Source organism: Paenibacillus albidus, from assembly GCF_014644435.1.
In the GTDB taxonomy this organism is placed as follows: domain Bacteria; phylum Bacillota; class Bacilli; order Paenibacillales; family Paenibacillaceae; genus Paenibacillus_AQ; species Paenibacillus_AQ albidus.
In genome coordinates, this window is sequence record NZ_BMKR01000027.1 from 58,310 (window position 1) to 77,591 (window position 19,282).

18 protein-coding genes are annotated in these 19,282 nt (G+C 45.5%); 7 read left to right on the forward strand and 11 right to left on the reverse strand.

Annotation, left to right across the window (positions count from 1 at the left end; genetic code table 11):
* Window positions 1-127 precede the first annotated feature (127 nt).
* The 4 genes from IEY53_RS24370 (at window position 128) to IEY53_RS24385 (ending at window position 4,634) form a co-directional block, all read left to right on the forward strand.
* Complete coding sequence (locus tag IEY53_RS24370) at window positions 128-2,287, forward strand: serine hydrolase domain-containing protein (protein ID WP_189029649.1); 2,160 nt, start codon at window positions 128-130, stop codon at window positions 2,285-2,287.
* A 418-nt stretch (window positions 2,288-2,705) separates the two neighbouring features.
* A complete protein-coding gene (locus tag IEY53_RS24375) occupies window positions 2,706-3,011 on the forward strand; it encodes a hypothetical protein (protein WP_189029650.1) in 306 nt (101 codons plus the stop codon).
* Window positions 3,012-3,232: 221 nt separating this feature from the next.
* Entirely contained in the window at window positions 3,233-3,667 is a 435-nt protein-coding gene (locus IEY53_RS24380) for an Rrf2 family transcriptional regulator (RefSeq protein WP_189029651.1), read from the forward strand.
* Between the two features lie 85 nt (window positions 3,668-3,752).
* On the forward strand, window positions 3,753-4,634 hold the full coding sequence (locus IEY53_RS24385; protein ID WP_189029652.1) for an alpha/beta hydrolase: 882 nt from the start codon (window positions 3,753-3,755) through the stop codon (window positions 4,632-4,634).
* A gap of 249 nt (window positions 4,635-4,883) precedes the next feature.
* Here the strand turns inward: IEY53_RS24385 and IEY53_RS24390 are convergent, their stop codons facing one another.
* Window positions 4,884-5,267, reverse strand: coding sequence for a hypothetical protein (locus IEY53_RS24390; protein WP_189029654.1), 384 nt, complete (start codon window positions 5,265-5,267; stop codon window positions 4,884-4,886).
* A gap of 159 nt (window positions 5,268-5,426) precedes the next feature.
* Between IEY53_RS24390 and IEY53_RS24395 the strand changes: the two genes are divergently transcribed.
* Window positions 5,427-6,278: an AraC family ligand binding domain-containing protein gene (locus IEY53_RS24395; RefSeq protein ID WP_189029656.1), complete on the forward strand. Its 852-nt coding sequence runs from the start codon at window positions 5,427-5,429 to the stop codon at window positions 6,276-6,278.
* Entirely contained in the window at window positions 6,275-7,210 is a 936-nt protein-coding gene (locus IEY53_RS24400; protein WP_189029658.1) for a DMT family transporter, read from the forward strand. The genes IEY53_RS24395 and IEY53_RS24400 overlap by 4 nt, the downstream gene beginning before the upstream one ends.
* Window positions 7,211-7,215: 5 nt before the next feature.
* Here IEY53_RS24400 and IEY53_RS24405 read toward each other — a convergent pair whose 3' ends face one another.
* The 10 genes from IEY53_RS24405 to IEY53_RS24450 form a co-directional block, all read right to left on the reverse strand.
* Window positions 7,216-7,488, reverse strand: coding sequence for a DUF6809 family protein (locus tag IEY53_RS24405; RefSeq protein ID WP_189029660.1), 273 nt, complete (start codon window positions 7,486-7,488; stop codon window positions 7,216-7,218).
* A 292-nt stretch (window positions 7,489-7,780) separates the two neighbouring features.
* Entirely contained in the window at window positions 7,781-8,299 is a 519-nt protein-coding gene (locus IEY53_RS24410; protein WP_373293921.1) for an SRPBCC domain-containing protein, read from the reverse strand.
* A 74-nt stretch (window positions 8,300-8,373) separates the two neighbouring features.
* A complete protein-coding gene (locus tag IEY53_RS24415; RefSeq protein WP_189029662.1) occupies window positions 8,374-8,712 on the reverse strand; it encodes an ArsR/SmtB family transcription factor in 339 nt (112 codons plus the stop codon).
* A 281-nt stretch (window positions 8,713-8,993) separates the two neighbouring features.
* Window positions 8,994-9,284: an ArsR/SmtB family transcription factor gene (locus IEY53_RS24420; RefSeq protein ID WP_189029664.1), complete on the reverse strand. Its 291-nt coding sequence runs from the start codon at window positions 9,282-9,284 to the stop codon at window positions 8,994-8,996.
* 105 nt (window positions 9,285-9,389) lie between these two features.
* Complete coding sequence (locus IEY53_RS24425) at window positions 9,390-10,331, reverse strand: ketopantoate reductase family protein (protein ID WP_189029666.1); 942 nt, start codon at window positions 10,329-10,331, stop codon at window positions 9,390-9,392.
* A gap of 267 nt (window positions 10,332-10,598) precedes the next feature.
* Window positions 10,599-12,215, reverse strand: coding sequence for a response regulator (locus IEY53_RS24430; RefSeq protein ID WP_189029668.1), 1,617 nt, complete (start codon window positions 12,213-12,215; stop codon window positions 10,599-10,601).
* A 27-nt stretch (window positions 12,216-12,242) separates the two neighbouring features.
* Window positions 12,243-13,967 carry a sensor histidine kinase gene (locus IEY53_RS24435; protein WP_189029670.1) on the reverse strand — a complete coding sequence of 575 codons (1,725 nt, stop codon included), beginning with the start codon at window positions 13,965-13,967 and terminating at the stop codon, window positions 12,243-12,245.
* A gap of 107 nt (window positions 13,968-14,074) precedes the next feature.
* Entirely contained in the window at window positions 14,075-14,959 is an 885-nt protein-coding gene (locus tag IEY53_RS24440; protein WP_189029672.1) for a carbohydrate ABC transporter permease, read from the reverse strand.
* 30 nt (window positions 14,960-14,989) lie between these two features.
* Complete coding sequence (locus tag IEY53_RS24445; RefSeq protein WP_229696324.1) at window positions 14,990-15,799, reverse strand: ABC transporter permease; 810 nt, start codon at window positions 15,797-15,799, stop codon at window positions 14,990-14,992.
* Window positions 15,800-16,036: 237 nt separating this feature from the next.
* Window positions 16,037-17,638 carry a type 2 periplasmic-binding domain-containing protein gene (locus IEY53_RS24450; protein ID WP_189029676.1) on the reverse strand — a complete coding sequence of 534 codons (1,602 nt, stop codon included), beginning with the start codon at window positions 17,636-17,638 and terminating at the stop codon, window positions 16,037-16,039.
* Between the two features lie 286 nt (window positions 17,639-17,924).
* Between IEY53_RS24450 and IEY53_RS24455 the strand changes: the two genes are divergently transcribed.
* Window positions 17,925-19,253 carry an extracellular solute-binding protein gene (locus IEY53_RS24455; protein WP_268240818.1) on the forward strand — a complete coding sequence of 443 codons (1,329 nt, stop codon included), beginning with the start codon at window positions 17,925-17,927 and terminating at the stop codon, window positions 19,251-19,253.
* The last annotated feature ends 29 nt before the right edge of the window (window positions 19,254-19,282 follow it).

Sequence of the window (19,282 nt, forward strand, 5' to 3'; positions counted from 1 at the left end):
TGTGACAGGTCCAAGCACGATGTCATCAAAAGTTTGGCGGTTTCATCAATGTCCGATTTAACAACTTCGGGGGTAATGTGAAGGAGTGAACCAACACACCATTCCAAAATAATAGGAGCGATGCATTATGAAATTATTTACCATGCAAAGAGGAGTTGCACTTACGTTAACAGCTATATTGGCGGTTACACCGGTATTCCCTGCTTATGGAACACTACACGCAGCGGGTCACACGGCAATCTATCAAACGATTGATAAAGCTGCTAATAGCGACAATATTCCAGGCGTTATCGTAACCGTTAAGAAAGGAGATGCAAGCTGGTCCTATGCTTCCGGAGAAGGGAATATTGAAAGAAATCATAAGGTGGATGCCGACTCTGCTTTCCGGATCGGAAGTACAACGAAGACGTTTGTCGCTGCGGTTGCCTTGCAGCTTGCAGGCGAGAAGAAACTGTCCCTTGATGATACGGTGGAGAAGTGGCTGCCAGGGCTCGTACAGGGCAATGGGCACGACGGCAATAAAGTTAAGATTCGTCAATTGTTGAATCAAACAAGCGGACTTCCAGACTACTTGACGCCAGAACTTAGAACGAAATTACTGACGAATCCAGGTGGGAATTATACAGCTGAGCAGTTAGTCGCCATGGGTTTGGAGCAAAAGCCGGTAACGGGGTGGGCATACTCGAACACAAATTACACGATTATGGGTCTCATTATCCAGAAAGCTACCGGGGAAACCTATGCGGAGCAGATTAAGAAACGAATTATTGAACCGCTTCAGCTGAAAGAAACCTTCCTCCCCGGCAATTCGATGGATATTCCGAAAAAAAATGCCCGCGGCTACTTGGACACAGGAAATAAATTAGTAGATTTTACAATGTTTAACCCATCGTTTGCTAATTCCGGCGGGGAGATGATCTCGACAGGGGAAGACATGACGACGTTTTTCCGCGCCTTATTGGGCGGAAAGCTGTTGACGCCAGAGATGAAGAAGGAGATGTTGACTAGCACAAATGATTCCCCATTAGGACAGTATGGACTTGGCATACATCAAACAAAGCTACCTGACGGCACCACTGTATGGGGACATGGCGGCGGTATTCCAGGATTTACCAACTTTGCGGGCGGAACGGAAGACGGTCAACATGTCATCTCGATCAATATTAATGTACTGGGAGATGCGGCTAGACATATCGACAATATTATAGAGTCGGAATTCACAAAAGAACCCAAAAAAGAACTCAACGAGAAGGAAAAGAAAATCAAGCATCGGGAAGACGTCAAACGCGTCATGGATGAGGTGATAACGAACAAAAGAGTCCCTAGTGTTATAGCCGGAGGACTACAGGATGGTGAACGCTGGTCCTATGCTACAGGCACAGCTAGCTACGAAGTTCCACACTCAGTGGAGCCGGATTTTTCATTCCGTATTGGAAGCATCACGAAGACGTTCACTGCTTCCGTTATATTACAATTGGCTGAGGAGAAACAATTGAGTCTGGATGATTCGGTCGAAAAATGGCTGCCAGGGGTCATAAAGGGGAACGGGTATGACGGCAACAACATTAAGATTCGTCAATTATTGAACCATACAAGCGGGCTTGCGAGCTATACGGATCCAGATATGCGAGACATTATCTTGCCTCACAATCCATTCCGTTACTATTCCGTCGACGATCTTATCGGCTTGGCCCTTGCAAAACCGCCTGTATATGCACCAGGGAAGGATTGGAACTATTCCAACGTCAATACGATACTCGCCGGCAAAATTATTCAGAAGGTAACCGGGGATACGTATGCGGAACAGATCAGGAAGCGGTTCATCGAACCGCTCGGGCTGACGGAGACATTCGTCATGGAGAATAGTTCTCATATTCCGGGGAAGCATGCCACAGGATACAATATGGACAGATCGGGCCATTTGTATGATTTGACTGAAATGAATCAATCCTGGGCAAATGCAGCCGGAGATATGGTGTCAAACGTCAAAGATTTGACCACCTTCTTCAGTGCGCTTTTAGGTGGAAAGCTACTAAATCAAGAGATGATGGACCAGATGCTCACAACAGTAGATTCACCTTTGGGTAAAGTCGGACTAGGGATTTTTGAAGGGAGAACGCCGGACGGGCAATCCTATTGGGGGCATGCCGGCGGTACTTTCGGATTTGAGACAAGAGCCTTCGGACCTCTAGGTGGGAAGCATATTTTGGTAACGGCCATCAACTCGGTAGGACCGGACGCCATAGAGGCTCACAATAAATTACTCAACAAGGAGTTTAACCGTTAAGTTTAAAGCCGACATCGCTCTCTTTATTTGAGAGCGGTTGTCGGTTTTCTTTGGTTAAGAAGTTTAATGAACAATCAGACGTCATAGCTGACCAGGCATTTAAAACAGAGGGACATCAAATGCGTGAAATGCAAAAACGTTTAAGAGAGCTAGAGGAAGAGAACAAAATCTTAAAAAGGTAATGCATTACTTCGCGAAAGACCTTCAGTAAAGTAATTGTTCGTTTATGAACACCGCTCGGAATACGGACTGGGGAAGTAACGGGCAGAAAAGCAGGTTATATCAGAAGGGATTAAACTGAAAATCGAGAAATAATAGCTGTAAGATGCAATAGTGAAAGGACAATGAATTCGATAAAATTTTTGAAGCTTTTTAAAAAAACACAGGTATCTATTTAAGCAAAAACGATGACTTGTTTATGGTTCCAACAGGATCCTCAAAAAAATTTGGCGGAGCAGTGGATATTAACATTGTAAATGAATTGAAATCTCCTTATACAAATGATGCTATTGAAGATATCAAAGGATGGTCTAATGCTGTTCGAAATAAGAAGTTTATCAGTTGCTATTGGAATGATGATATTGGTTATGGAATTACACCGACGAACAAAGTCACCTACAAAGGTTATCAGCATCAAGGAGACGCGATTGTATTAGGCAACAAAGTTAAACCTGGTGAACTGGCAAATTCTGCGAAAAGAGCGATTGAAAAATCAAAGAGTTAATAAGTGATCGGTGATCTGCTAGTTATACAGGCTACATGACCTAAATTGTTACGCTAACTGGGAACGTTAGCTCAATAAAACGGCGGCAGTGGATACCGCTGTTTCTGTTTTCTGGCGAAGTTTTCAGCCCTCAACCATAGAGGAAGATTAACTCAAACACAGTTAAGATATTGACAACCACCTATAGTTGTAAGTAAAATCATTACAACGGGAGGGTGTAAATGAGAATCAGTAGCAAATTTAGCGTTGCTGTACATATGCTGACACTTATTAATGTTCGTACTGACCTGCTTACATCAGAACAAATAGCAGATAGCGTGAACATTAATCCGGTCATTATTCGTCAGATCAGCAGCTTATTGAAAAGAGCTGGATTAATTAAGGTGAAACGCGGGACAGGTGGCGCGTCCTTACTAAAAGAGCCAGCAGACATATCATTATACGATATTTTTATTGCTGTCGATGTTGTCCCTGATGATGGTCTCTTTCATACTCATGAAAATCCTAATCCAAATTGCTGGGTGGGCTCGAATATTAATGAGATTCTTGGGCTCTTCCTGCTAAAGGCACAACATGCAATGGAAGAGATCCTTCGCGATGTGTCATTAGAAGAAATTACAGGGCTTATCAAGCAAAAAAAACATGCTTCTTCTTAGGAGAAGCATAATTTTTTCCACTGGTTGTAACAAATTTCATTACAACAAATTGACCCTCCCGAAAAAACGATAAGGAGTGTTAAAGATGGGACAAAACTTTGAGGAAGAGATTAAAGAGCTACACTGGGAATCCGATAGGAACTCATATGTTCAACTAATTCCTAATATTGTTTATTTAGAAAAAGAGGAGTATTCTTTAAAACTAAATCTACTGGTTTACCGTGATCCAATGGATGCATTATTTAACCGTGACGGCAATAAAGAGGTTTATCCACTGATTATTTATTTACAAGGTTGCGGATGGGGCTGGAGTGAGCAGGATACGTTTCAGTTTATCCCGCAATTATCGGAATTTGCCAAGGACGGTTACGTCGTCGCAAGCATTCAATATCGCCTAAGCTCACAAGACATATTCCCCGCGCAGCTTGAAGATGTAAAATCTGCTATACGTTATTTAAGAACCCATGCGTTCCAATTTAATATCGATCCGAAAAGAGTAGGTATATGGGGGGACTCATCTGGTGCCCATTTAGCCTTACTGGCTGGGCTTGAGGCGATGGGAAGCTTAGACGATCAGGTTAATATTCAAGCCGTTGTTGATTGGTTTGGCCCAACTGATCTACTTTCTATGAGCCAGTACCCTTCTGTATTTGACCACGATTCTCCACATTCGCCAGAGTCTAAATTAGTAGGGGGAGCTATCCAGGAGAATAAAGAAAAGGCTAGAAGCGCAAGCCCTATCCGTTACATTCACCCCTCTGCACCACCCACTCTAATCATGCATGGCGATGCAGATGACGTTGTCCCCTATGAGCAGAGCGTCGAAATGTTTAAGGCCTTGCGCAGGGCTGGAAACTACGCGGAAATGTATAAAGTTAAGGGTGCAGGACACATTGGCTTCACACAGCCGCAAACGATGGAGGTTGTTAAATCATTTTTTAAAAAGCATCTTAAGTCATTAAGTTAACGGGAAACGTTAGTTGAACGACAACAGCGGCAGTCTAAGACTTTATTTATCAAGTCTTGGTCCGCCGCTGCTTCTTTTAATTGATCAGTCTAAAACTTTATTTTCACCGAACAAATCCAATTGATCCACATTCAGATCTTTGACGGTATCGAGCGTGGTATATCTTGCAATAATTCATCATGGATAACAAACGGCTAATTTGCGGTGTATACCCTGGAATATCTCTAATGAGATAAATTTTGTCCAAGTTCATTTAGAGTTAACCTCCTTTGGAATTTGAATGAGCACATAAGCTGAAGTCCACATCTGGGTTGATACCACCAAGCGCTCTCCTTGTTTTTCGAAGAAGAGTCCATTACCGTCTTTTTGGGTGAACACCCACCCCTTCGTGCCGACCAGATCTTTGATCCTTTCACCCACTACTCTCATATCTGCTTTACTTGTAATATACCACTCATTCCGGTTAGCACTAGTTAACTTTGTGATCTGCATCGTAGATGTTTTCACCTTTTCGACCACTTCTTTTTTGCTGATATTCCCCATCGGAAGCGGCGGATAATAGAGTTTATTATAAAATACGAAGATTCCTGCACAGATAACGATCAATCCTACTGCTGTCAGCCATTTCTTCATTTTGTCACATTTCTCCATTTCTAAGGGGTATGGTCTGCATTATTTTACCATAGAAACGGAAGCTCGCGTTAGAACTGCCTCTGCGCGCAACATCGTCCAAGAATGTTCCGAATTTTCATATTATAATGACTATACATTAACGAAAAAGAGGTGCAGACAGTGACTCGTGAAGTTCGGACCGTGGTCTATGATACAGACTTGCAGCTTGAGGCGTATCAATTTGAAGGCATTATGCAGAAGTTTCCTAATCATTTCCATGACTACTACGTCATTGGCTTTATTGAACAAGGCAAGCGTATGCTCGTGTGCAACAACGAAGAGTATTTACTGAACAGCGGGGATGTAACCATCTTCAATCCTCAGGACCCCCATGCCTGTGAACAGATCGACGGGAGAACGCTGGACTACCGCTGCATTAACATCCAGCCGGAAATTATGCAGAAGCTGGTGCGGGAGATTACGGGGCAAGCCGATCTTCCCCGGTTCACCCCGCATGTTCTATATCAGAGTGAGTTAGCCCTGCCCTTACACGAGCTGCATCAGATGATCCTTGAAGGCGAGTCCGATTTCCACAAAGAAGAACTGCTGTTATTCCTGCTGGAGCAACTGTTACGGGAATATTCAAATACGGAACCACCCGCTCCCATCCAGGAGCTTTCTACCGAAATCAAACTGATCTGTGATTACATAGAATCGCATTATACGGAAAGCATCACACTGAACCAGTTAAGTGAGCTAACCGGGATAAGCAAATATCATCTGCTGCGCGTATTCACCCGCCAAAAAGGAATCTCGCCCTACCGCTATCTGGAGACCCTTCGGATCAGCCAGGCTAAACGCCTGCTTGAGCAAGGGCAGCTCCCCATCGAAGTTGCTGCGTTGACCGGATTCAGCGACCAGAGCCATTTTACGAATTTTTTCAAAAAACTAATCGGCTTAACGCCCAAGCAGTACAGACGTATCTTCAACCATGAAGCAGGAAACAAGCCGATCCCGGGCAGTGTATCATGACGGAACAGCGCAAGGTCACTACAGGACATTTATTGGCTTTACTTACGATTCTCATCTGGGGTACGACTTTTATCTCCACCAAAATCCTGCTCATCGACTTTACGCCCGTGGAGATTCTGTTCTTCCGCTTCCTGATCGGATACGTGGTTTTGTTCATGCTCTATCCGCGCCCTCTGCGGACGGCATCTTTTAGAGAAGAACTGCTGTTTATGGCGGCCGGGTTATGCGGAGTTACCTTATATTTTCTCATTGAAAATATCGCACTGGTCTATACACATGCCGCAAGCGTAGGCGTAATTGTATCGATTGGTCCCTTTTTGACGGCGGTACTGGCGCACTTCTTTTTGAAGGGGGAGAAGCTGCATACACGATTCATCGCCGGATTCGGGGTTGCCCTCACCGGGATTATCCTTATAGGGCTGAATGGCAGTTTGATCCTAAGACTCAATCCGCTTGGCGATTTGCTGGCCTTCCTGGCTCCTGCAGTCTGGGCGGTCTATTCCGTACTGATGCGCACAATCAGCCAGCGGAACTATTCCACCATCGGGGCGACCCGTAAAGTGTTCTTTTATGGACTGTTATTCATGACCCCTGCCTTGTTCCTGTTCGAATTCAACCTTGACTTTACACGACTCACGAATATGGTGAATCTATCCAACCTGCTATTTCTTGGCCTGGGCGCTTCTGCTTTGTGTTTTGTAACCTGGAACCGGGCTGTCGGCCTACTGGGTGCGGTCAAAACAAGCGTGTATATTTATCTGGTGCCAGTCATTACCGTGGGGGCGTCGGCCTTGATTCTACAGGAGAGGATTACCTGGGTGACGGTGCTGGGAACGGGACTGGCGCTTGGGGGATCGCTGATTTCGGAGGGAAAGTCCAAAATAGCAACTACTAGCGATAGGGATACGCCTTCTTATGTAGAATCTGGATAGTGAGCTCAGAAATCCTTGTGTTTTATAACATCAATCATCATCAAAGCCCCGATTCGATATCCCTCTACAAAAGCTGCCGCTGTATGCATTGAATTCAACTCTCCGACCCAATCCAACATTTCTTCAAGTTGTTCAAAATCATCTTTTGATAAGCTCGTTTGATATATTTGCATGGCATCACTTAATTTTTTATTTATCTCCTTAGCTCTAGGATCACAAGATTTCATCGATTCATTGGGACGTAAGTTCCCGTAATATAAGTCTTCCAAGATACTCATCTTCCTATCTCCCTCCCACATTGAATATTCAATTCAAGTGTACATCGTCCAATGCAGGATATTGCTATTTATGCGATATTCGCATGGGATATATTAGATTTTCACAAAAATAAGGCTCCCGTGATCACTCACAAAAGCCTCATTTGAATTCACTGCAATGACGACTCCGTCAACATGCTGGTCAGATCTGGCACATCATAACAGAAAAAGATCATTCCCTCTAAAGAGGAATGACCTTTTTCTCCGTTCCTTACTGTCTATAGCTTAACGTTTTCGCCAGGCGTTCTAACCTTTAACCCTTCTGCCCGATGGACTCCAAATGCTCATCCAGTCTGTTCCAGGTATCCGTAATGCCCTCCATCATGCCCATATCCAGTACCTGCTGCAGTCCTTCAACCGATGCATATTCCCCGCGGTTAATGACCTTTGTTCCGCCATCTGTATCGATAAAGGTCAGTGTAACGAGCGTTTCCGGCATATTTTCCGCCACATTGCCTTCTGCATCAGAGAAATAATCCACATACACGATCTTCTCAGGTTCGGCGATTTCACGGTACACAGCCTTGCCCCATGATTCCATGCCATAGTATTCGCCCTGATTCTTGTCCTCGCACTTCATGCAATAATGCCAAACTCCGCCTACGCGGAAATCCAAGTGACATACCGGAAGCGTCCAGCCTCTCGGCCCCCACCAATGCTTCAGATGCTCCGCCTGCGTGAACGCCTGGAACACCAACTCACGAGGGGCATTGAATTCACGCTCCAGTACAAGCACCTTACCCTCTACCTTGGATACTATTTGATTCGTCATTATTACATCCTCCTCGAATCATGTGTTGGTCACAAAAGTCCTGCCACGGTCTTACGTAAACAATCATTTCCAGCTCAGTCTTGCTGCTCTTTTCCTGTTTCCTTGCCCTGCAGTTTCTGCAAATAGTCATCCAGGCGGTCGAACCGCTCCTCCCAGATGTCGCGGTAGCTCATCAGCCAATCGTCCAGCTCCTGAAAAGGCTCCGGCCGTAACCTGTAGATCCGGCGATTGGCGTCCACCTGAGCTTCCACGATGCCAGCCTCACTTAATACACGCAAATGTTTGGAGGCTTGAGGCTGACGCAGCTGCAGCCGTTCGGCGATTTCCCCTACGGTGAGCGGGTGTTCGCGCAAAAGCTCAACAATCTGCAGACGGTTAGGCTCTGCCAAGGCACTCATGACTTTAGCATTCATGCTTATCCATCCATTCTTTGCTGCAAAAGCGCGCGTCCTGCGTTTAGTGCTGGGATTAGTATTTCCTTGCTAAAATCAATATACCACATCAGGAATATTCCTGTAAAGGAATATTAAAAATAAATTTTCCCACCTGGAATTAATAAACGATGTCCGGGAACTCCGAATACAGGATTCCCGGACATTTCTTCTTGACTCTGAGCAAAGGCCACTGCTTCAAGACTTCTACACTTTATAAACCATCGAAATATCACACAATAATAATTAATATTATTGTTCCTCTACCCCAAAGCCAGCAGTTCACAAATCTCCGTGACCACTTCTTCATTCACCTTGCAGATGAGGAACTTGCCCTTCTTCTCGGTGGTTATCAGTTCTGCATTCACCAGTTCCTTGATATGATGCGACACTGTCGGTGCGCCAATATTCAGGCAGGAGACGATATCGGCCACACACAGTCCGCCGCCCGCTTCAAAGCTGGCTTCGTGGGACTCCGCGATTTTCAAATATAATTCCAAGCGATTCTCATTCGACAGGGCTTTGAAGACCTTTGCCATTTTTTTGCTATCCACAACACAGCAACCCCCATCAAACCAACGTATTATTCAATAAACATCAAATAATTCTAGCTTATCGAGGAGTTGGTGTCAATTTGGAGCCGACCGGCCGGATTGCGCTCAACCCTGCCACTGCGGGGCATTACTTACAAGCTGATCCCAGTTCGGAGTCGGAATGCCCGCCCGCTCTTTCAACCTATTAAAGGCTTGATGCAGCAACACCATCTCCGCCTCGGACACCGCTTTATCGCTGAGCAGAATTCGGCCAAGCGGAGTTCCCGTGATTATTTTTAGCCCCACATAGAATAGCTTCCGCTTTTCGCGGGTGAGTTGGTTCTGAACGGCAGGTACCACTGTATAACCAAGGGTCTCCAATACCCGATGCGCTTCATCCAATGCATTAACCACCAGATTTAGCATCTTCTTGCTGCCTGCAGCTTGGCGCAGATTACCGCCGGTAGCAGGAGAGATGAGATTCAAGGGCAGGATCAACACCATATGACTGTTCAGCCACTCCTCCATATCGGAGTGATAAGTCACTGTATATTTAGCATTCACAAAAGCCCGGTCGATCACCGGACGCCAGGACAGTTCCTCGCCCAGCCCCCCAATGGTCATCTGTCCCTTAGGACCGCGAATACAGATCATTCGTCCGTCCTCTCTCCATCCAGCGCTGGCTTGGAACCCGAAGGCTACTTTTTTCTCGGCCGGACTGTTCATCTGCAGGTAATCAAACATCTCGCCGGGACTCGCATTGTTCCCCACGATCACCACATGTTTGCTCTGATTCACGGCCAGTGTTGGCAGTACCGCCTGGAAATCGGAATATTTCATCACCACGAAAATAAGGTCGTACACATCCTCCGCCCGCAGCTCCGGGATTACCTTCACCTTATCTACCGTAGTCCGCATCTGAAAATAATGCCGGATCACAAGCCGGTCCTTCTGCAATTCCGCAAGCCGCCGCCCTCTAGCCAGCAGGGTCACGTCATTGCCGCCCCGAACCAACACATGGGCTAGGTAACTGCCCAGAACTCCCGCGCCATACACCAATATTCTCATTTCCAAGTTGACCTCCTGATTTGTTTTCAGAACCGAATAATAATTTTACATTTTGATAACTATCGAATTGATTGTAACCTGGAAAAGACTTCTCTGTCAATTTTCCGTTTGTTTACTTCAGCGTAACCTCGCCTTAACCTCTTCAATTGGGGTTCATGTCATCTTATCGGAAAATATATAAGTTCTTGTCCCGAGCAAAGGACAAGAACTTATATCTATTCTCGTAAATCACGCCCCCACTCCTGATCAGCGGCTGAGTAATGACCGTTATATCTGTTTGCTTTTATATTGCGTGGGTGTAAACCCGGTGTAACTCTTGAACAATTTGCAAAAATAGCGATAGTCGGATATGCCGATAGCCCCGGATACTTCATAAATTTTCATCGTCGTTCGCTCGAGCAACTCGCTCGCCTTTTCCATCCGTACCCGATTCAAATAATCCGATACGTTCTCTCCAACCTCTTGCTTAAACAGCTGACCTGCATAGGAAGGATGCATGTGAACAAGCTCAGCTAGCTCTCCTACCTGCACATCCTCTTGATAGTGCTCACGTATATAACGGCACATTAATTGAATTTCCTTGCGCACAGTGGCTAGCGGCTGAATGTTGCTATCCAGCCATTCCTGAATGACATGTATCGTTCCTTCCCACCATGCACAGTAATCTGTCCATGTCTCCAACCTGTCGATCCGGGCTAAACGCGGAGTGACTGATGTTGGCAGCTTCAACAAACCTGGATGGAAGATCTGCTTGGTTAACCGCAGTAGATCAGCTGGATGAATCGCAGGGTTGGAGAGCTTGATCATCACAGAGACCGCCTCGAGGAACAGACTGGCATCCTCTCTCTGCAGCGCCTTGACTATGCTACCTATCCAGTCCCGAGACAGCTCCGCATCAAGTCGCTTGAATGCTGCAGCCTGTTTGCCTACAATGGGCGAACTGGCATTATAGAAATACGCAGACAGCTCATCCAGTCCTTCTCGCATAACGTCAGCAATCTGTCTTATAGACAAAGACTGTTTGCTTAGTTCCCTTACCTTCCCAACCTGAATAAATCCCCTGACAGGCTCAAATAGCTTTAAAGCCTCAAGAACGGTCAACGCCATCTGGTTCAACTGAAAGCCTTCGAGCGGTTGTCTGGAACCGATCAGCAGACATAAACGGTTTTGACGGATCGGCAGCATGATCAACCGGTTGTCTTTACCGATCGAGCGCTGGTCCAATCTCATTTCCAGCGCTTCACCTAATTGACTTTGAAGCTGTGCATGTTCTACTTCAGAATGGTGTTCAGTCTCCTCGTCATCCACAGGCATGCTCCACCCAAGGGTCAAACTCGCTAAATAACGGGCTTTCGATATTCCTTCGAACCATTCCTCAGGCATCGTCCGGACATAGCTGGCTCCATCGTCATTCATCAGACGATCCATCCACTGACGCTTATTCGTCCAATCTTTTTCCCATTCGAGCTTATTCCGCATCTCAAGCTTCTGATGAACATCCATCTCCTGCTCAATTTCTTCGGCTACCTTGCTGCAAGCCTCCAGAATCTGTTCGGGTGTCTGGGCCAACTTGATCAAATAATTGTTCACACCGAGCCGAATGGCTTGCTGCGCGAATTCGAACTCCCCATAGGCTGTCAAGATAACGATTCGAATTCGAGGCCATCTTTTTCGCACATAACCGGCTAGTTCGAGCCCGTTCATCTTCGGCATAGTTATATCCGTCAGCAGCAGATGGGGCATATCCCGCTCTATCATCCGGATGGCTTCTTCTGCACCCGAAGCTGCTCCAAGAAACTTAAACCCTGCATCAGACCAAGGAATTCGTTCTGAAAATCGTTCACGAACCCACTGCTCATCATCCACCATGAGAAGCTTCAGCATGCTGCACCCTCCTTCTGCAATAGCCCTCTATTCTCCATTTTCTCTAGCAGGGAGATGAATGGTAACCATAAGGCCTTCATCCGGTTCTACATGAAAATTCAAACCATACCGAAAACCAAATGTCATACGAAGCCGTTCCTGCACATTGCGGAGTCCAAGATTGTTCAGACCTTTGGAAGGATTAGATGTTTTCGGTTTCTCCATCAGCGATGCAAGCCTCTCTAATTCAATGCCCGGTCCTGTATCGGAAACCTCAAGAATCACAAGATCTGCACTTTCATATTTCCCAGTCACAATGATGTGATTTACCCCATCTTGATTCAGGCCGTAAAAGATACTGTTCTCTACTAATGTAATTAGTGTCAGCTTTGGAATCGGTGTACCCCAAATGATCTCCGGCACTGCAATGTCCATCTCGAACACATTGCCATACCTGAGGTTCATAATCTGAACATATCTTTCCAATTGCTGCAGTTCATCCCCGACCGTCACAATATCTCCAACCTTGTCTGTCGAGTATTGCAGCAGCCCCATGAGTGAGCGGATCATCTCAGCCATTTCTTGCGTTTGCCCGGTTTCCCCCAAGCAATATATGGCATTAAGCGTGTTGTTTAAGAAGTGGGGATGAATTTGGGATTGGAGCACTTTTAGCTCATGATGCCGCTTCTTCTCTTCCGCTTCCCGCAAATCGTCAAATAACGATTGTATATTGCCCATCATACGGTTAAAGCCGTCACCAATATGCGTAAACTCATCGTTACGCTTCAGCTTGATCCGGGCTTCCAGATCCCCCCGTGCAGCCGCCTTGAACTGACGTGTAATGGCCGTCACCGGCTTGCGGATGTAGTTCGTAATCCAAACGGATACGATTACCGCTAATAGGATGGCAATTAAAAGCACAAATTCCAACTGGTGTTTAAGAGAATCTAATAAAGGAAAGGCTTGGGACTCTTCTATCACGGAGAAGATGACCCAGTCCCAGCGATTCTGATTACTGCTAAGTACGGTATAGTTACCAAAAGAAGTATGAACCGTGTTATAGGAGGACACGCTCGTTAGGGTTAGCGAACGCAAAGCCTCTTTCATTTCCAAATGATTCTGATAGGTTTTCGGATATTCGAGATACGTATTCGTCGATAAGAATTCTCCAGAATGCGTGTATAGATAAATACGGCGCTGCTCGTCTTGTATAATCCGCGGCCCCGTTAGTGCACTTAAATTTAAGTCCAACGCAATGACTCGGTTCTTATCAATTTGCTTGGCAACTGTAATCACGGAGCGTTCGTTGACAGGATGCGGTGGACTCCACCAAAGGCCCGTTTTCCCAGTCTGAGCTTTAATCTCCTTGATCCGCTCCGGGGGAACGAAAAATTTATAACCATAGGGAGAGCTGATGTGTACTTTGTCATTTTCGATTAAATAAATACTATGGATCTGTTCCTGATGGTAGATCATGATGTTATCAATCAGCTGCGAATAGTCGTCTTCATTCATTGTATTGTAGAGAACCGGAGTGGAGAGGAAAATGAGCTGACTCTGCAAAGAGTTCATCAAGGTTTTAATAAAATCTTCAACCTGTACGACAGAGCCTTGAAGCACTTTATTGTTGTTCTGCCTGATCGGCTCTGACAGTCGTTGATATCCAAAAAAAGCGATGACCAGAAACAATATAATAACTGAGAGAAAGGTTAGAATGAAAAGCTTGGTACTGACGCTGGAGGTGAAGCGTCCCCTTGTGCGTAGACGAATCATACAAGACCGCTCCCTTATCCGATGCCGACCTTATTGGAGAGAAAGGGTACAGCAAAGCCCCCGAGAACCGAGGGCTGTGGCTTTTAGCCAATATTATAGCATGATCATTACCCCTTAACCGAACCTAACAAGGCGCCTTTGATAAAATATTTTTGCAGAAACGGATAAATGACCAGAAGCGGTAGAGTCGCCACAACCACTACAGCCATTTTAATGGTTTCCGGAGGCAGTGTATCCAGAGCCAACGAATTCACTGACAGCTCCGTACTCACATTCGGTGTTTGAATCATGCTTCTGAGCACGACCTGCATCGGCATAAGCGTCTTATCTGAAAGATAGAATATCCCTTTGAAGTATTCATTCCAATGCGTAACTCCATAGAATAAACCTATGGTTGCCATAATAGGCGCCGATAGTGGAAGGACTATGCGAAACAACGTAGTGACATCACCGCAGCCATCCACCTTTGCTGCCTCCTCTATTTCCGGTGGAAGGTTCTCAAAATACGTTTTGACGATTAACAGGTTAAAGGTAGATACCATGCCTGGAATCACAAGCGCCCACACTGTATCGTATAAACCGAGACTTCGCACCAGAATATAAAGAGGAATAATACCGCCGCTAAAAATCATAGTAAAAACAAGCCCCATAAGGATAAAATTCCGACCCGGCACCGCCTTTTTAGAAAGAGGATACGCCAGCAGCGTTGTGACGGCCATATTCAATACCGTACCCACAACAGTGATGAATACCGTTATTTTTAGAGCCTGGGGAATACGCGCGCTGCTGAATATTTCTTTATAGGCTTGGAAGGTAAAATGCTCAGGCCAAATGATGAATCCGCCATTCTTCATGACCTCCATATAAGGAGTTACTGAGACAATTACGACGTAGTATAGAGGAAACAACGTGAGTAGGGCAAACAAAGCCAGAAACGTGTAAATCGCCCCGTCAGCAATCTTATCTCCCTTGGACTTCTTAAGTACGAACATCCGATACACCCTCCTTTACACGCAGGCAGCCTACCATATACCAGAACCTCCTACTTTCTTGGCCAGCTTGTTTGCGCCGATAACCAAAATGAGTCCAACCAAAGATTTGAAAACCCCCATTGCTGCAGCAACACCAAACTCCAGGCGTTCAAAGCCGTAGCGGTAAACCCATGTATCCACGATGTCTCCTACGTCATACACCCGAGCATTCAAGAAGATGAACACTTGATCGAAGCCTGCATCCAATATGCCGCCGATCCGAATAATCAGCAGGAGAACGAATACATCTCTGAGGCCGGGCAAAGTAATATGCCAGAGCTGGCGCCATCGTCCGGCTCCGTCTACGACGGCAGCTTCATATAGTTCCTGATTAATGGATGCCAGAGCTGCCAAATAAATGATTGCTCCGAATCCTGTATTTTTCCATATTTCTGTAAGCACCAGCATCGGCCTAAAGAAATTCTTGTCTGCCATTAGATCAATTTGTCCCCAGCCCATATCACGTACAAACGTACTTATTAATCCGGAGCCTGGAGCGAGAAAAGAAAAGGCTAATCCATATACAATAACCCAGGACAAAAAATAAGGTCCGTAGGTGATGGTTTGGACCGTTTTTTTGAACCAACGAACTCTCACTTCGTTTAACATAAGTGCGAGTATAACATCGGGAACCATGTTCCCTATAATTTTGTAAATACTGATTATCAGCGTGTTTCTCATAATTTGCAAGAATTCAGGATTATCGAAAATGATACGGAAATTATCAAAGCCAACCCAGGAACTTCCCCAGATCCCCTTCATTAAGTTGTAATTTTGAAAAGCAATCAAGGTTCCGGCCATGGGTACATAGTGAAACAGAATATAATAGATTAGTCCCGGTACCATCATGAGATAAAACCATCTGCTGCGGTAAACGGAGCTTAGTTTCCCCTGCCTCCAAGGGCGTGAATCAATCGATTTCTTTTCCCGCGCAGCTATGGGTTCCGCCGCCATCTCCATCACCTCCTAGCTCAATCTTTGGTGGAAGGCAGAAGGAAACCCTTGATAGTTCCAGGCTTCCTTCGCCAGCTTGAGTTCCTATTTAAAATCGTTAAGCTTCTTATCTTTTAGAGACGCGTTCAATTGACTCGTATATTCCGTAAAAATCTCTCTACCCTTGAACTTGGTCATTAACTCTTCACGATATTGCGGCCAGTTCTTACCGCTCTCATCTTCGAGTACGGCTTTGATATGAAATTTGTTCATTTCTTTACGGAAATCCCCGATGTTGATGCCGGCAGGAGGAATCAAGCTTACTGGAGGCAGAGCATTGTGCTTAGGATAATCTTCAATCGTCTTCAATATGGCGTAGTCATGCTCCGAAATGCGGGGATCATTAAACTCTAGACCCAGAACCCTTGGTTCATCCGGGGTAAACACGCCATATACATTCAACCAATTGCCGGCTTTGGCAATATCCGTATCGAAAGCCTCCACATTGAGGGTAACCTTGTTGCCGGATTTGGTATAATGTTTCCCTTCCTGACCATAGTGAGTCAACAGGAAACCTTCCTCACTAGTCAGCCAATCAAGAATCTCCAAAGAGCGCTTTACTTTGTCCGGTGATTTATCTGCCGTCGTTTTGCTTACCAGAATTGTGTTTTCAGGTACGTTATTCTTCCACATTACTGGTTGATCCAGCGGATAAATCGGCTGCCAGTTTGCTTCTGGATTAAGCGCCTTCGTCCGGTTTTGCAAACTGGTCGGTACACTATCCAATGCCATGGTTTTGTCGCCTGTTGAGAAGATCATCCCTACTTTACCTTGGGCGGCTTTATCAACGTGTGCAGGACTTTTGTTGAGGAACCAGTCCGGATCTACGATTCCTGCCTTGTTCCATTCCACCACTTGATCGATAACACCCTGAACCTTAAGATCAGAACGGTTATCTACAAATGTATTGTCAGCAATCATGAAATCAGCAACAAAGCCGTTATTCAGCCATTGAGGGAAGTCTAGCGGCAAGCTTTGTCCGCTTCCTGCAGCAGTGAAACCATAAGTATCCTGCTTCCCATTGCCGTCCGGGTCTCCTTTAGTGAACTTCGTGAGGACATCGGTTAGTTCGGCGTAATTGGCAGGTGGTTTTAGACCCAGCTTATCCAGCCAGTCCTGGCGGATATACCAAGATGCATAAGCATTACGTTGGAAAGGCATGATGGCACGGGTGAATTCTCCTTGCTTGGGTTGAAAAGCGTCCACCTCCTCCTTGCTCACCCATTTGTAGTAGTTAGGCATGGTCTCCGGGGTGAAAAAGGTACTTAGATTTGTTGTGATTCCGTCCGAAATATATTTTTGGGACTCCGCACCTGCAGCGATAAACAGATCCGGTACGCTGCCCCCGGCCAAGGAAGCATTCAGTTTGTCGTGGTACTCTTTGCCTATCGCCATATAGTCAATTTTCAAATCTACATTAAATTTTTCTTCAATAGCTTTTTTAACGAAATCTTTGTCCGCTGAAGGTAAGGTCACATTCGCAAGAAACACGTTAGCTACTGACCAGTTCAAGGATAACTTCGCCGATTTTGGACTTCCCGCCCCATCAGGCGATGCAGTTGCTGTTTCATTTGCTGTTTTCTCGCCAGAAGCGCATGCCGTAAGCGCTATCATAGCAGTGAGTCCTAATACGACTAATTTTTTCATCTGACCAACACCCTCCTATTGTATGATGTTCGCTATTTGTTTTGATGACTTGAATTTATTATAGGCCCCGAACAGGGTTGGAACTAGCAGACTATTTCAAGAAATAGTAGTCAATATACAGAAATATCACATTTATCACACTTGTCCAGATGGCAATTACCTTCCATTTATACTATAATGTAACCCAGTTAGATACCAATACAAAAATACCAGCGTTTTTCATGGAGGTTCAACATTAATGGCCGCTAAGCCTAAACGAACAACCTTTCGAACTAGGCTTGCAGAGATGGTTTCAGCCTTGCAAACTGACATCATGACAGGAGTATTAAAGCCCGGTGACTTCCTGCCTTCCGAACTAGTGCTGACGGAGAAGTTTCAACTTAGTAAAAACTCGGTTCGCAAAGGGTTGGAACAACTGCTTGACCTGGAAATGATCGAAAAAGTGCCGCGAATCGGTACACGCGTTATCGGGACAGGCCGTAACGAAAAGATCATCTTGAGATTTGGTTATTACCCAACCCTCACCCTCGAAGCAGATTTATTGCAACTGGTGGGAATGTTCGAGGGCCAGTTTCCGCATATTGCTGTCCAGATGATACCTCTATCGCATTCGTACTTTTCTGAGGACGCGAAAGCAGCCATAGAGAGAGACGCTTTGGACTTGATCACTTTAAATATGCAAAGCTACGAATCACTTTCTGAAGCCACACAAGTCTCCGACATTTTGGAGCCACTGGAACGCAAGAGCAGCACTTATCCCTTCCTATCGGGACCGTTCACTCAAGACAATCAATTGTATGTGCAGCCGTTTATTTTTTCGCCAATCGTCTTATGTTATAACCGGGAGCATTTCAGGGAAGCTGCATGGCCTGAGCCGGATAGCAGCTGGAAATGGAGCGATGTTCAACAGGCAGCTCTAGCTTTAACACAAAAGCATGACCGGATCGGCATATTGTTTCATCTGCAATCCATCAATCGATGGCCGCTTTTTTTGCTGCAAAATAAGGTCGTTTTTGAACGGGATCTGCTGGGGAAGCTGATTGTGACCAACGACAATTTCCGTCAGGCCCTGCAAATCAGCCTTGGACTGTTTGAAGGAATGAACCCGGACACCGTTTATATGTCGGAGAATGACTCGGATGCAGAACGTTTTTTCCTGCAGCAAAAAGCTTCGATGATTGTCACCAGCTATTTCAGCCTGAACCATTTGCGTAAAGCTGACTTCTCGTATGACATCGCTCCGCTACCCTATTCTTTGGAAGCGAAGACGCAGCTCTTAATCATTGGTCTTGCGGTCAGTACATCTAGCAAGCACAAAGAAGCAGCCCGAACCCTCCTGAATTTTCTCGTCTCAAAGCAAGCACAGCTGCACATTCGCAAAAACACCTTAAGCATTCCTAGTGTGAAAACGGCGGCAGAATGGGTCGGGGAAGAAAAGTTGACGAGACCTTCCCGATTTTTTATGTACCGTGATATCATCCTAACCTTCAGTTTTTACAGCGATATGAATATTACTTTCCGCGAGCTGGAAATCATGCGGCATATTCTTAAGCTTTATTGGGCACGTCTCGACGATTTTGAGACCGTTTGCCGACAGCTGAAGCTCTCCCTTTAAATAACGAGCATGAATGCTAACACCCCATC

Excerpts from the sequence above, each read along its gene's own strand:
- IEY53_RS24440 (WP_189029672.1), bottom strand. The coding sequence starts at position 14,959 with ATGTTCGTACTTAAGAAGTCCAAGGGAGATAAGATTGCTGACGGGGCG.
- IEY53_RS24390 (WP_189029654.1), bottom strand. The coding sequence starts at position 5,267 with ATGAAGAAATGGCTGACAGCAGTAGGATTGATCGTTATCTGTGCAGGA.
- IEY53_RS24450 (WP_189029676.1), bottom strand. The coding sequence starts at position 17,638 with ATGAAAAAATTAGTCGTATTAGGACTCACTGCTATGATAGCGCTTACG.
- IEY53_RS24375 (WP_189029650.1), top strand. The coding sequence starts at position 2,706 with ATGGTTCCAACAGGATCCTCAAAAAAATTTGGCGGAGCAGTGGATATT.
- IEY53_RS24380 (WP_189029651.1), top strand. The coding sequence starts at position 3,233 with ATGAGAATCAGTAGCAAATTTAGCGTTGCTGTACATATGCTGACACTT.
- IEY53_RS24425 (WP_189029666.1), bottom strand. The coding sequence starts at position 10,331 with ATGAGAATATTGGTGTATGGCGCGGGAGTTCTGGGCAGTTACCTAGCC.
- IEY53_RS24455 (WP_268240818.1), top strand. The coding sequence starts at position 17,925 with ATGGTTTCAGCCTTGCAAACTGACATCATGACAGGAGTATTAAAGCCC.
- IEY53_RS24435 (WP_189029670.1), bottom strand. The coding sequence starts at position 13,967 with ATGATTCGTCTACGCACAAGGGGACGCTTCACCTCCAGCGTCAGTACC.
- IEY53_RS24445 (WP_229696324.1), bottom strand. The coding sequence starts at position 15,799 with ATGGCCGGAACCTTGATTGCTTTTCAAAATTACAACTTAATGAAGGGG.
- IEY53_RS24410 (WP_373293921.1), bottom strand. The coding sequence starts at position 8,299 with ATGACGAATCAAATAGTATCCAAGGTAGAGGGTAAGGTGCTTGTACTG.
- IEY53_RS24415 (WP_189029662.1), bottom strand. The coding sequence starts at position 8,712 with ATGAATGCTAAAGTCATGAGTGCCTTGGCAGAGCCTAACCGTCTGCAG.
- IEY53_RS24405 (WP_189029660.1), bottom strand. The coding sequence starts at position 7,488 with ATGAGTATCTTGGAAGACTTATATTACGGGAACTTACGTCCCAATGAA.
- IEY53_RS24400 (WP_189029658.1), top strand. The coding sequence starts at position 6,275 with ATGACGGAACAGCGCAAGGTCACTACAGGACATTTATTGGCTTTACTT.
- IEY53_RS24430 (WP_189029668.1), bottom strand. The coding sequence starts at position 12,215 with ATGCTGAAGCTTCTCATGGTGGATGATGAGCAGTGGGTTCGTGAACGA.
- IEY53_RS24385 (WP_189029652.1), top strand. The coding sequence starts at position 3,753 with ATGGGACAAAACTTTGAGGAAGAGATTAAAGAGCTACACTGGGAATCC.
- IEY53_RS24370 (WP_189029649.1), top strand. The coding sequence starts at position 128 with ATGAAATTATTTACCATGCAAAGAGGAGTTGCACTTACGTTAACAGCT.